This is a genomic window from Capnocytophaga felis (genome assembly GCF_009684755.1).
Lineage (GTDB): Bacteria > Bacteroidota > Bacteroidia > Flavobacteriales > Flavobacteriaceae > Capnocytophaga > Capnocytophaga felis.
Genome location: NZ_BLBC01000009.1, coordinates 126140 through 139686 on the forward strand (window position 1 = coordinate 126140; position 13547 = coordinate 139686).

The following is a 13547-nucleotide window of genomic DNA, read 5'->3' on the forward strand; positions in this document are numbered from 1 at the left end:
GTAGTTCCGTCTTTTCGGCAGAATAATTATCTTTGCCCAATTTCAATAACAATGGCTAAAAAAAAGTTTTACGTTGTTTGGGAAGGACATAAAACAGGCGTTTTTTCCTCGTGGGAGCAGTGCAAAAACGCTGTGGAGGGTTTCCCGAATGCTAAATACAAAAGTTTTCCTTCTTTGGAGCTTGCCCGAAAGGCTTTTTCCGAAAGTTTTGACAATTACAAAGGCAAAACCTTTTTTAAATCCGAACTCTCTGATAATGAATTAAAACAAATAGGAAAACCGAAAATTCCTTCCATTGCGGTAGATGCTGCTTGCAGCGGTAACCCCGGTGTGATGGAGTATCGCGGAGTTGATACACAAACCGGAAAGGAGCTTTTCAGAATTCCGCCGATGCAGGGAGGAACAAATAATATCGGTGAGTTTCTGGCGATTGTACACGCTTTGGCTTTGCTCAAAAAACAAAACCAAACAATTCCCATTTATTCCGACAGTAAGATTGCCATCAATTGGGTAAGACAAAAAAACTGCAAAACCAACGTTACGGAAAACGACAAAAACCGAAAAATATTTGAACTCATTGAGCGTGCCGAAATTTGGTTGCACGAAAACACCTTCCCCAATCATATTTTAAAGTGGGAAACCAAAGCGTGGGGCGAAATTCCTGCTGATTTCGGACGAAAAAACAATTAATAAACTCCTCATAAATCATTGTTTATCTGTTTTGTAAAGTCTTTTTACAGAACGGATTTTTTATTGCCTCTTCCCTACCCTATTTCATTTCTTCCGAAGTATATCAAAACTGCTAAATATGACCTCAGAGGTGGTTCAGATGACCTTTTTAATCATAATTATGACCTCAGAGATGCTTCAGATGACCTTTTTAATCATAATTATGACCTCAGAGATGCTTCGGATGACCTTTTTGATGATAATTATGACCTCAGAGATGCTCCGGATAACCTTTTTGATAATAATTATGACCTCAGAGATGCTTCAGATGACCTTTTTAATCATAATTACCATTTCAGAGGTTATCCGAAATATATTTAAAAGTATCTTAATTATTATAATAATAGTTTTACTATATTTTTATTCATTTCATAGAATTGATAAAATTCAGTATTTCAATATTTTTTCCTTTGGCATTGGAGACGAAACATTAAAAAAATCAATGAATGTAGCTCGGAAAATATCCATTGTTTGAGCATTAGCGAGTTTGGATATTTTCAGCAGAATGAAATTGATTTTTAGTAAAGTATCCAAAGCCTTGATTTTTGGTTCTTTTCATCGAAGGAAAAGAACAAATTATAAAAAAAATAAGGATTTTTATCGAATCATTTTTGAAACAATTCTTATTATTAAAAAAACTATTTGACATATATGATACATCAAATTAATTATCTTATGAACAATTCTTAAAGATTTCAAAATCAAATTATTTATAAAAAATACATTCAAAAACAGTTATTTAACCATTTTTATTATTAAAAATATATTCCTGATAATTAAAATTATATTCCGAAGCATCAAAGAGGTATTAATTTTTAGTCGTGTTATAAAAAGTACGATGGTAGTTCTGATTGTCAGGCTGAGCAAAGTCCGTGAAGACGGAGTATGTGACGAAGCCTTATCATTACAAGGCTTCGACTACGCTCAGCCTGACAAAAATACTTCTTTTTTAAGGCATCATACTTTTTGCATCACCCCTAATTTCATTTCTGTATGAAGTCTGTTATTTAGTATCTTCTTTTTTTTATAATTTTGTGCAATATTTATCTACAACAAATCATTAATTATAATTCATCAATCGTAAAATACTATGAAACAGATATATTATATAAAAGGAATGAGCTGTTATGGTTGTGTGGGAACCGTACAGACAGCCCTTGCTGCCGTTGCGAACGTTCGTTCCGTTACAATAGACTTGGATTCGCAACAAGTTGAAATAGAATCCGATGAAGCAATTCCTTTCAACCAACTCGAAAAAGCATTGGAAAACACCCATTACAGCATTCATACCAATTTAAAAGAGGCACAGACCTACACGTACTTCGTAAAGGGAATGAGTTGTTCGGGTTGTGAAAATACGGTTCGTGAAGCATTGCAAGAGGTAGATGGCGTAACGATAATTTCAGTCAATGCAAAGGAAAAAAAGGTGGTAGTATGCCTATCAAAACCCGTTTCGTTTGCCAAATTAAGTCGCAGCTTGGAAGGGACTCATTATCTGTTGTGCAAAACCTTTGAACAGACCATCGAACCCATCGCACAAACAACAGAAAATACTTCAAAAGGCAATGGAATCTTTTATTGCCCAATGCAATGCGAAGGCGATAAGACTTATGATAAGATGGGCGACTGTCCTATCTGCGGAATGGACTTGGTGGAAGAAGTTTCTGCCTTTTCTTCCGATGAAAATTCTGCCGAGATTAAAAAATTAAAGGAACTTCGATTCAAATTTTGGGGTTCGGTAGCCTTTACCATTCCTATTTTCATTATCGCAATGAGCGAAATGATTCCAAACAATATTCTTTATCAGCTAATGGAACAAAAATATTGGAATTGGGTGCAGTTGATGCTCTCCGTGCCTGTTGTTTTTTATTTTTGCAATATCTTTTTTGTCAGAGCGTGGAAGAGTTTGAAGTCATTGCATTTCAATATGTTTACTCTTATCGGAATTGGAGCCGGAATTGCGTGGTTTTTCAGCGTAACGGGAATGATTTTCCCCGATTGGTTTCCTGCACAGTTCAAAACGCATCACGGAGAGGTACACGTCTATTTTGAAGCAACCACTGTGATACTTACGTTAGTAATGTTAGGACAATTATTGGAGGCTTCAGCACACGGAAAAACGCAAAATGCCATCAAAACATTGCTAAGCTTGGCTCCTAATACTGCTACCAAAATTATTAACGGGGAAGAAAAGGAAGTTCCCATCGGCGAAGTAATCAAGAATGATGTTTTAAGAGTAAAACCGGGTGAAAAAATCCCTGTTGATGGCGAAATCATACAAGGAACGGCAAGCATTGATGAGAGTATGATTACGGGCGAACCTCTTCCGGTAGAAAAACAAGCAGGAGACCTCGTTTCGGCCGGAACAATCAACGGTACAAGCAGTTTCATAATGCTGGCCACAAAGGTGGGAGCAGAAACATTGCTTTCTCAAATTGTGGATATGGTTCAAAAAGCAATCCGAAGCCAAGCTCCCATTCAAAAACTCGCCGATAGGATTTCATCGTACTTCGTTCCCATCGTTATCATCATCTCGATCATTACATTCATCCTCTGGATGGTCTTCGGGGAGGAAAACGCCTATACATACGCCTTAGTAAATGCCATTGCCGTGCTGATTATCGCCTGTCCGTGTGCTTTGGGTTTGGCAACGCCAATGTCAGTAACGGTAGGCATCGGGAAAGGAGCTCAAAACGGAATTCTCATCAAAAATGCCGAGACTTTGGAATGTATGGATACCGTTGATACGCTCATTATCGACAAAACAGGGACCATAACTGAGGGAAAACCGAGTTTGGAGAAGATAATTTCCTTTTCCGACTATACTGAAAATCAATTACTGACCATCATTTACGCTCTGAACAAAAATAGCGAGCATCCGCTTGCCAAAGCCACCAATGATTATGCCAAGCAGAATAACGTAAGTGCCTTTGAGATAGAACATTTTAAAGCCGTTTCGGGTAAAGGCGTTTCAGGAACTTTCGGTCAGAACAAATACTACTTCGGGAACGACAAACTCATTGCCGATGTAGGTATTTTGCTTCCCGTTTCAATAAACAAACAGGTCAAACAAGAACAACAGAAAGGCAAAACAATCTCTTTTTTAGTTGAAAACAAGGAAATTATCGCGGCTGTGGTCATCTCCGATCCCATCAAAACAACCACGACGGAAGCCTTGAAAAATCTGCAAGCACTCGGAATAGAAATTATAATGCTGACGGGCGACAATCCGTTCACGGCGAAGGCTGTAGCCGACCAAATCGGTCTGAAAAACTACAAAGCCGGAATGTTACCGCAAGATAAGCAAAACGAGGTGGAAAAACTACAACAACAAGGGAAGATTGTAGCAATGGCAGGCGACGGAATCAATGACGCTCCCGCTCTTGCACAAGCCAATGTAGGGATTGCAATGGGTACAGGCACCGACATAGCCATACAAAGTGCCGGAATTACGCTGGTAAAAGGCGACCTAAGCGGAATTGTAAAGGTCAAAAAACTAAGTCATTCCGTGGTGAAGAATATTAAACAAAATTTATTCTTTGCAATGATTTACAACACCATTGGGGTTCCTGTCGCAGCGGGAATTTTGTTTCCCTTTTTCGGAATTTTGCTCTCACCAATGTTAGGAGCTTTGGCAATGAGTTTCAGTTCGGTAAGTGTGATAGCCAATGCTTTGCGTTTGAGAACTGTGAAGTTATGATTTTTGCAATTTGTTAATCATTAAATAAAATACTACTTTTGGCTCTGAAACATTACAGAAAAATGAATCCGAAATATTTTATTTTTGATATGGACGGAGTGCTGGTGGATAGTGAGCCGATGCATTGTCAAATCATTCACGAAGTTTTTCAACAACTTGAAATTCCGTTCCCTAAAAGCTACATCGAAGAAACTCTGACAGGAATGTCTGCAATTCCTATGTGGGAAAAAATAAAACACGATGCCAATCGTTCCGAGCAGGCTGAAGAATTATTGCAATTTCACCGAAGTTATTTTTACGAACGATTTGAAGAAATAGAAGTTACTGAAGTACAAGGAGTTAAAAATGTCATAGAAAAGTTAAAAAATCACGGATTTTCACTGGCTTTGGCGTCTTCTTCTTCCCGAAAATTAATTGATTATTTCACAAAAAAGATAAACATCAGCCATTTTTTCGACGTAATTATCAGTGGCGATGATGTGAGATTTAGCAAGCCTTTTCCCGAGATTTTCCTCAAGGTAGCTAAATGGTATCAGGCTGAACCTGAAAACTTTTGGGTACTTGAAGATAGCAAAAACGGTGTGCAAGCCGCCAAAAGTGCGGGAATGAATTGTATTGGATTCAAAAATCCAAATTCAGGAAATCAAGACCTTTCAAAATCCGATTTGTTAATCCACTCTATGAATGATATCACAGATGATTTCATTGATAATTTAATCAAAACCAATGGAAAATTCTAAAAAAAATAGTGTAAAAATAATTGAATGCCCACGTGATGCAATGCAGGGATTCAAAAAATTCATTCCCACAGAAAAGAAAATAGATTATATACAATCGCTTCTAAATGTGGGATTTGACACTATTGATTTTGGAAGTTTCGTATCGCCCAAGGCTATTCCGCAAATGGCGGACACATCACAAGTTCTTGAAAAATTAGACCTAAGCAAAACCAAGAGCAAATTACTCGCCATCATCGCTAACGAGCGAGGTGCCGATGAGGCTTTATCCTTCCAACAAATTGATTATCTGGGCTATCCGTTTTCCATTTCAGAAAATTTCCAGATGCGTAACACACACAAAACCATAGCTGAAAGCCTCATAACTTTGGATTATATCAAAAATCAAACTGAAAAACACGGGAAAGAATTAGTTGTTTATCTTTCTATGGGTTTTGGGAATCCTTATGGTGACCCTTGGAATGAAGAAATTGTAGAAAAATGGGTTGAAAAACTCATCCGGAAAGACATTAAAATCATCTCGCTTTCCGATACCGTAGGAAATGCTACCGGCAAAGTGATTGCTAACTTATTTTCATACCTGATTCCAAAATATCCAGATGTAGAATTTGGAGCTCATTTTCACACATTGGCTAATAATTGGTTTGAAAAAGTAGATAACGCCTATAAATCAGGATGTTTGCGTTTCGATGGAGCTATTCGTGGTTATGGAGGTTGCCCAATGGCAAAAGACGAACTTGTCGGGAATATGCCTACCGAAAAGCTAATTTCCTATCTTCAGAAGGAGAAGATTTCAGCTCAATTAAATCTTTTAGCCTTTGAAAGTAGCTATAATGAGGCTATGAAAGTTTTTGATAATTAATCGTTTGCTATAAAAATATTTTCAGGATATTCCACTTTCTTCAAAAAAAGACCACAAGCAGGCACGGAAGCACCTGCCTTACAACGATTTTTACTTTCAATAATCTTCTGAAAATCAACGATAGATTTCTTTCCTAAGCCTATATCAACCAGCGTTCCTACGATGGCTCGTACCATATTTCGCAAAAAACGGTCTGCCGAAATCGTGAAAATTAAAAGCGACTCTTCTTGTCTCCAAAAAGCCTCGTAAATTTTACAATTATACGTTCTTACATCCGTATTTGACTTTGAAAAACACTGAAAATCAACATACTCAAAAAGGATTTTTGCTGCCTCTTCCATCTTTTGTACATCTAACGGAAGATTTACATACATACTTGATTCATAACGAAATGCGTCTTTCTTTGTACAAATATGATATTCATAAGTTCTTTTTATGGCATCAAATCGAGCGTGTGCATCATCTTTCACACGATGAATTTTATGAATCGCAATATCTTTAGGCAAAAACGCATTCAATTTATAAACCAACTGGTTATCAATCGGTTTTTCAACATCAAAGTGAGCAAACATTTGTAAGGCGTGTACTCCACTATCGGTTCGTCCTGCCCCAACGATTTCTATTTTTGTTCTCAAAAGCGTACTCAAACTTTTCTCCAAAACTTCCTGAACACTAACCGAATGCGGTTGATTCTGCCATCCGTGATAATTTTTCCCGTTGTATGAAAATTCTATGAAATATCGCATTTTTAGTTTTTCTTCATTATTTCTTTTACAAAGTCCAAACTAAAAAAAGCCGGAAATTTTTTATCGAAAAAAGCAATCCATTCTTTTCCTTTTTCAAAGGCAAGTTTCAAATAACGTTCTGATTCCGAGAAATTTTCAATACCGGCAAAAGCAATTGACAAACGATAGAAAGTAGTTACGTCATCAGGAAAAATACGCATCGTATCTGAGGCAACAGATAAGGCTTTGGCATAGTTTTCATTTAATAACAGCAAATCCGTCCAATTAATCAACGTATTTAATGAATAATCACCAAACTCAACTGCCTGACTAAAAGCATATTCTGCCCGCTCATAATCTTGCAAACAGAAATTAATCTCGGCACAACGACGCCAATAATACGGATTATTATCCTCAAGAAGCAACACCTTATTTATATACTTCAAAGCTTTGGAATGATTCCCTCTGAGATAGTAAAATTCAGCCAATGTAAGCCAAGATTTACTCAATTGAGGGTCTTCGTGCACTGCTTTAAAATAATATTGTTCGGCGGTGGCATCATCATTCATTTTCTCAAAACAACGCCCAATATGCAGATATACCAAAGGAGAAGCATCATCTAATGTAAGCGTAATCTTATAATTTTCAATGGCTTTCTGATAATTTTCAAGTCTTTCCAGCACTTTAGCTTTTTCAAAATAAGCTCCCGTGAAAGTATCGTCGCTTATTATAGCAAAATCAAAACATCGCAACGCCTCCTTTAATTCCTCTTTTGCCAAATGTTGTTTCCCCAAATAGTGCCACGCCACCTCGCAATACGGGTTTTTATCTAAATATGAATTCAAAAAAGCAATTGCTTCATCGTTTTCTTCTAAAATATCATAGCAGAAAAGCAATTGTTGTAATGACATATAATCCTCAATATCTTCCGATAAACACTTTTTGAAGTATTTTTTCGCTTCTTGATAATTTTCTATAAAAAGATATTCCATTGCTATGAGCGAATAAACATCTACTAAATCATCAGCTAACGGAAGTGCGAATTTTAACAAATCAATTGCCTTTTCGTGTTGATTAAGTTTGGAATATAGATTTGCCTTCTGTACGTAAACTTCTGAATTTGAAGGTTCAAGCAATTCCAATTCGTTAAGAATAAGTGATGCTTGTTGCAATTCATCTTCAAAAATCATCACTTCTACTTGCAAGAGTTTCAATGATATAGCCGAAGGATGCTGATTCAAGCCAATTTGCAACGCGTGCTTGGCTTTACTCATTTTTCCTAATTCCAAATAATATTCAATAATTTCTTCAAATTCATCAACATCAAAAAACAAAATGTGATTTTGTTGTAACATTGACTCGAATTTCGAAACAGAATAATTTTCTTCTTCTGAAAAAAATTGCATAAACTGATTTATCTTATATTTTATAAAAAGAAGTAAAATAATTTATTAATTATCTTCTATCCCAGCGATTTTGGTCAAACGATTTTTTTCTCCAGTACCACATCATCAAAAAGCCCATTAAAGCTCCTCCCACGTGAGCAAAGTGTGCGATATTTCCGCCGAAAACAGAAAATCCTGTAACTCCTGAAAATAAGTCCAATGCCACCAAAATCGGGATAAAATATTTTGCTTTTATAGGATAAGGAACGAAGAAAAGCATCAATTTAGCATCAGGAAACATCATTGCAAATGCCGCTAAAATACCGTAAATCGCTCCTGAAGCCCCAACCGCTGGTGTGAAATACGCTGACATCATATCATCAAAAGTGCTTTTTGAAATGATTTGTTCCCAAGCGGTGTTATATTTACCTTCAGCTAAAATACTTTTTACCATTTCGGCAGAAAATCCAGTCTCTTCCAAAGCCTGAAGACCTTGTTGGAAATAATAATAATTTACGCCAGAATGTATCAGTGCAGCTCCAATTCCGCAGGAAAGGTAAAAAAACAAAAACTTATTTCTTCCCCAGATATGTTCCAACGGACTTCCAAAAGCCCAAAGTGCATACATATTGAAAAATAAATGTGCCCAATCTCCGTGCATAAACATATGGGAAATAACTTGCCACCAATTAAATTGCGGATTTTCAAAGAAATAGATAGGAGTTATTTCCTCCAGATTTAGGCTTGGTATAAGATTATATTTTACAACAACAAAGAAAATAGCATTTATTATTACCAAGTGCTTGACTGTCTGCGTTATGCGTTCCATAATTTTTTAAAATTAAAAATATTTATCAATATCAACTAATGAAAATGTGCTGTAAATTCGTTTTCCAAAGGGCGAAGTTAAACTTTCTTCACAAGCAAACAAATTATTCAGTAAAGTTTCTTGCTCTTCCTCTGTTAGAGTTTGCCCTGTTTTTACAGCCAAATTTTTAGAAATACTTTTTGCAAATGCTTCTTTTTGAGAGTTTTCTCCTCCATATACATTTTCAATATGTTGTTGTACTATTTCCGAAAAAACCTCTGGTATTTGACTATCCGAAATATGAAGCGGAATTCCGGTCAGAATCACTTTATCTACTTCAATATCAATTATAAATCCGATATCCTCAAAAAATTGTTTCAATTTTAAAATACTTTCAATTTCGGGCTTTGAAAAAGAAAGTTCAATAGGAAACATTAATTGCTGGCTTGCCGTGCTACTTGATTGTAAGGTTTTTAGAAATTCCTCATACAAAACACGTTGATGAGCTCGATGAACATTAACTACAATTAATTCTCCGCCCAATGTCGTTACGAGGTACTTCCGCCCAAAGGAAATGATTTTTTTTCCGGTTTGTAATATTTGAGGTTCAGCATCAAATAGTTTACTTTCAATCACTTGAGGTTCAAAATTATTCAATCCGGAATCTATTTCCGAGTACAGACTTTCCCAAGCAGGTTGCTTTTTTGATTGATGTGAATAACTATTTGAATATGATGATTTTGACTTTATTTCTTCCTTAAAAGGATTAAAATCAGGGTCTATTTCTATTTTCGGAAAAATAGGTTCTTTATCCTTGTAATTGTACGGAATATCAAAAGAAGCATCTCTGTTAAAATCAAGCGTCGGAGCAATATTAAATTGTCCCAAACTGTGCTTTACTGCCGATTTTAAAAGAGCATAAATACTGTGTTCATCCTCAAATTTAACCTCAGTTTTCGTAGGATGAATGTTAATATCAATGGAAGACGGGTCAACCTCAAGCTGAATGAAATAATCGGGTTGCTGCTGATTGTTAATCAAACCTTCATAAGCCGTTGTAATTGCGTGATTTAAGTATCTACTTTTCACAAAACGATGATTAACCATCAAAAATTGTAATGATTTACTTTTTGTGATATATTCGGGTTTTACAATAAATCCGCTGATTTTCAGTATAGGAGTTTCTTCCTCAACAGGAACTAATTTTTCATTTGTTTTAGCCCCAAATATGTGAACTATCCGTTGCCTAAAATTTGCAACGGGCAAGTTAAACAGCTCACTTCCATTGTTATAAAAATAGAAATGGATATTTGGATGAGCCAATGCAACTCTGTGAAATTCATCTAACACGTGCCGAAGTTCCACAGAATCAGATTTTAAAAAATTCCGACGAGCGGGAATGTTAAAAAACAGATTTTTCATCGCGATGGACGTTCCGTTGGCAGTTACGCAAGGTTCCTGATAAGTAACTTTGCTTCCTTCAATACGAAGTTCCGTTCCCAATTCATCAGACGGGCGTTTTGTAATTAGCTCTACGTGAGCAATCGCAGCAATTGAAGCCAAAGCCTCACCTCTAAATCCTTTTGTTTGTAAGTGGAATAAATCTTCTGCTTTTTGAATTTTTGAAGTTGCGTGACGCTCAAAAGCCAAACGAGCATCTGTAACGCTCATACCAATACCATTATCAATAACTTGCACTAAGGTTTTACCTGCGTCTTTAATGATAAGTTTAATTTCTGTAGCTTTGGCATCAATGGCATTTTCAAGCAATTCTTTCACAGCCGAAGCAGGACGCTGAATCACTTCTCCTGCTGCAATTTGATTAGCTACGTGATCTGGTAATAAGCGAATTATATCTGTCATATATTGAAGTCAGAAAGCTAAAAAACATTACTTAAATTGTTCTCAAAACTTTCAAATAAAAGACTCTTTTTCTGTTACTTTTTAAATATTGATAAATCAAAATCAAGAAGATAGAGTGCTAAAAAAATAAGTATAGCCAAAACTACCAAAAAAGTTTTGTTGATTTCTCTATTTTTACGATTACGGCTCTCTTTTCGGATATCTTGCCATTCTACAGTAAAATGGTTGGTTTGCGTTTCACGGTCTTTTCGTATGCGTGAATCAAACTCATACGGATTTCCCAAATCCTTACCCTCATAATATCGAGGCGTGTAATTGTATTTTTTATTTTTCTTCAGATAGAAAATCCTAACCTTCATAGTTTTACTCCTTTACTCTTTATCTTTTTATTGAGAAACCCCACTCATCAGGTTTTGCAAAAGTACGAAAAATTAATTTAAAACAAAAAGGCTACCCAAAAAGCAGGATAGCCTAACGTAGATAATAAATTACTTATTATTTTTATTCAACGATGAATTTCCCTTTCATAATTGCATAATGCCCAGGGAATGAACACATAAAATCATAAGTTCCTTTCTCGGGAGCATCAAATGTAATTGTTGTTGACTCACCTCCACCAATCATTTTGGTATGAGCGATAACTTCTTCACTTCCAGCAGGCACATAATCTGTGGCTTTTGCATTCATCGCTTTTCCTGCAAAAGCAGCAAGGTCAGTTCCTTGTTTCAATAACACGAAATTGTGTCCCATAACTTCTACTGGCATTTTACCAACGTGTTTCAATGTCAAAGTAACTTTCTCACCTGCTTTTACTCTGATTTCATTTGTACTGAAGGTCATTTGGTCGGTACTTTCCAATACAATTGCACCATCTTCAACTTTTTGTTCTGTTGCTGCCGGCTTTTGCTCTTGCATTGAATGGTCGTGGTTGTGAGTTGCTTCCATTGAAGAACTCGATTCATTTTTCTTAGTTTCTGTATTACCACACGATACAACAAACGCTCCCATAAGAGCCACTAAAAATACTTTTTTCATACGAATATTAATTTAATTTCGGACAAAGATATAACATTTTTTCTATTTAAAATAATTCTGAATTACTTTTAACATTCATTTTTTCAAAAAAATAATCATCTTCTACGGTAAAAAATTTGCTGCTTCCCATTCTTATTCAATACAAAACAACATAAAAACCTATTATCTTATTATTATAAGTAAAATAAAAAATGTATTTTTGCAGTTTGAAGTTCTTTCATTGAGAAGAAAAACTAACAATTATACAATTTTAACTAACTTAATAAAACAAGAGATAAAGCATATTTTTTTATCAATCTCTTGCAAAAAATATAGAATTACAAGGATGAGTTGCAATAATTGCACAACAAAAAATAAAAAAGGAGGCTGTGGAACAGGTAATTGCGGAACAGGGGGCTGCGGAAGCGGTAAATTAGCCGTTTTTGATTGGCTTTCAAACACACAAATGCCCGGTGGACAAAAACAATTCGATTGTGTAGAAGTACGTTTTAAAAACAGCCGAAAAGAATATTTCAGAAATAGTGAAAATATTCCTCTACAAATAGGCGATGTTGTTGCTACTGAAGCGAATTCCGGACACGATGTAGGCGTTATTACATTAGTAGGAGAATTAGTTCGCTTGCAAATGAAGAAGCATCGGATTGATTGGAAAAGTGATGACGTTCCAAAGATATATCGCAAAGCAAATCAAAAAGATATTGACATTTGGCAGGAAGCACGGAACAAGGAAGAAGCCGTTCAAAAACAATCACGTGAGCTGGCTATTGCTCTGGGGTTGGAAATGAAAATATCAGATGTTGAATTTCAAGGAGATGGCTCAAAAGCTACCTTTTATTATACGGCTGAAGGACGTGTTGATTTTCGTCAGTTGATAAAGGATATGGCTCGAGTTTTTTCTGTTCGGATAGAAATGCGACAAATTGGGTTTCGTCAGGAAGCAGCTCGCTTGGGCGGAATTGGTTCGTGCGGACGAGAGCTTTGCTGTTCCACTTGGCTAACTGACTTCAGAACAGTAACTACGGCAGCTGCTCGTTATCAGCAACTTTCATTAAATCCTCAAAAATTGGCTGGGCAATGTGGGAAACTGAAATGTTGCATCAACTTTGAATTAGATACCTATCTTGATGCTTTACAGGATTTCCCAAAAACAGAAGTCAAACTCATAACAGAAAAAGGAAGAGCAAGTTGCCAAAAGATAGATATTTTCAAACGATTTATGTGGTTCACATACGATGATGACCCGATAAATTGGTATAAAATTTCCGTTGATAGTGTTAAAGAAATTATCACTATGAACGAAAAAAATCAGAAAGTAACCTCTTTGGATGGCTATGCCATTGTAAGTGACGGAGTTGGGATGTCAGATACTTTGAGTAGCGATAACAATAAGGAAATGTTTGAGGAAGATATCACCCGATTTGACAAAGCCAATAAACGAAAAAAAGGTAAAAAAAGCCCAAAAAATCAAAAACAGGCGAAAAATCCAAATCAACAGAAAGGAGAAAGCCAGAATAATCTCCCTAAAAATGTGAAAGAACAAAAACAGCCAAACCCTCATAAAGAAAATACTCAAAAAAATTTAAAAAACACAAACGAATCAAAGAAGCCAAATACCAAAAAGAGACCAAACAATAGAAACAATACAAACAAAGAAAAATAATTCTATTCTTTTAGCGATTTCTTAAAAATTGATTAAAACCCTA

The 13547-nt window shown here is 35.8% G+C and carries 14 protein-coding genes; 7 read left to right on the top strand and 7 right to left on the bottom strand.

Annotated elements, in window-relative coordinates; genetic code table 11:
- Window positions 1–51: 51 nt before the first annotated feature.
- The gene (locus GN105_RS08295; RefSeq protein ID WP_155284944.1) at window positions 52–690 is read left to right on the top strand and encodes a ribonuclease H1 domain-containing protein; all 639 of its coding nucleotides are present in this window, start codon (window positions 52–54) and stop codon (window positions 688–690) included.
- 63 nt (window positions 691–753) lie between these two features.
- Window positions 754–1050 carry a hypothetical protein gene (locus GN105_RS08300; protein ID WP_155284945.1) on the top strand — a complete coding sequence of 99 codons (297 nt, stop codon included), beginning with the start codon at window positions 754–756 and terminating at the stop codon, window positions 1048–1050.
- Window positions 1051–1116: 66 nt separating this feature from the next.
- Here GN105_RS08300 and GN105_RS08305 read toward each other — a convergent pair whose 3' ends face one another.
- A complete protein-coding gene (locus tag GN105_RS08305) occupies window positions 1117–1263 on the bottom strand; it encodes a hypothetical protein (protein WP_155284946.1) in 147 nt (48 codons plus the stop codon).
- Between the two features lie 304 nt (window positions 1264–1567).
- Here GN105_RS08305 and GN105_RS08310 point away from each other — a divergent pair, with 304 nt between their 5' ends.
- The 4 genes from GN105_RS08310 (at window position 1568) to GN105_RS08325 (ending at window position 6028) form a co-directional block, all read left to right on the top strand.
- Window positions 1568–1726, top strand: coding sequence for a hypothetical protein (locus GN105_RS08310; protein WP_155284947.1), 159 nt, complete (start codon window positions 1568–1570; stop codon window positions 1724–1726).
- A gap of 93 nt (window positions 1727–1819) precedes the next feature.
- The gene (locus GN105_RS08315) at window positions 1820–4429 is read left to right on the top strand and encodes a heavy metal translocating P-type ATPase (protein ID WP_155284948.1); all 2610 of its coding nucleotides are present in this window, start codon (window positions 1820–1822) and stop codon (window positions 4427–4429) included.
- Window positions 4430–4491: 62 nt separating this feature from the next.
- Window positions 4492–5169: an HAD family hydrolase gene (locus GN105_RS08320; RefSeq protein ID WP_155284949.1), complete on the top strand. Its 678-nt coding sequence runs from the start codon at window positions 4492–4494 to the stop codon at window positions 5167–5169.
- Entirely contained in the window at window positions 5156–6028 is an 873-nt protein-coding gene (locus tag GN105_RS08325) for a hydroxymethylglutaryl-CoA lyase-like TIM-barrel protein (protein WP_155284950.1), read from the top strand. The genes GN105_RS08320 and GN105_RS08325 overlap by 14 nt, the downstream gene beginning before the upstream one ends.
- On the opposite strand, the gene truA is transcribed toward GN105_RS08325, so the two are convergent.
- From truA to azu, 6 genes are all read right to left on the bottom strand, one after another.
- Window positions 6025–6774 carry a tRNA pseudouridine(38-40) synthase TruA gene (gene truA, locus GN105_RS08330; protein ID WP_155284951.1) on the bottom strand — a complete coding sequence of 250 codons (750 nt, stop codon included), beginning with the start codon at window positions 6772–6774 and terminating at the stop codon, window positions 6025–6027. The genes GN105_RS08325 and truA overlap by 4 nt on opposite strands.
- Before the next feature lie 2 nt (window positions 6775–6776).
- Entirely contained in the window at window positions 6777–8159 is a 1383-nt protein-coding gene (locus tag GN105_RS08335) for a tetratricopeptide repeat protein (RefSeq protein ID WP_155284952.1), read from the bottom strand.
- A 49-nt stretch (window positions 8160–8208) separates the two neighbouring features.
- Window positions 8209–8967: a rhomboid family intramembrane serine protease gene (locus tag GN105_RS08340; RefSeq protein WP_155284953.1), complete on the bottom strand. Its 759-nt coding sequence runs from the start codon at window positions 8965–8967 to the stop codon at window positions 8209–8211.
- A 12-nt stretch (window positions 8968–8979) separates the two neighbouring features.
- Window positions 8980–10809, bottom strand: a complete 1830-nt coding sequence (mutL, locus tag GN105_RS08345; protein WP_155284954.1) for a DNA mismatch repair endonuclease MutL — start codon at window positions 10807–10809, stop codon at window positions 8980–8982.
- A 74-nt stretch (window positions 10810–10883) separates the two neighbouring features.
- Window positions 10884–11168 (bottom strand): hypothetical protein, encoded by a 285-nt coding sequence (locus GN105_RS08350; RefSeq protein ID WP_155284955.1) that lies wholly within the window; start codon window positions 11166–11168, stop codon window positions 10884–10886.
- 142 nt (window positions 11169–11310) lie between these two features.
- Entirely contained in the window at window positions 11311–11844 is a 534-nt protein-coding gene (gene azu, locus GN105_RS08355; protein ID WP_155284956.1) for an azurin, read from the bottom strand.
- Window positions 11845–12169: 325 nt separating this feature from the next.
- Here azu and GN105_RS08360 point away from each other — a divergent pair, with 325 nt between their 5' ends.
- Window positions 12170–13504: a PSP1 domain-containing protein gene (locus GN105_RS08360; protein WP_155284957.1), complete on the top strand. Its 1335-nt coding sequence runs from the start codon at window positions 12170–12172 to the stop codon at window positions 13502–13504.
- The last annotated feature ends 43 nt before the right edge of the window (window positions 13505–13547 follow it).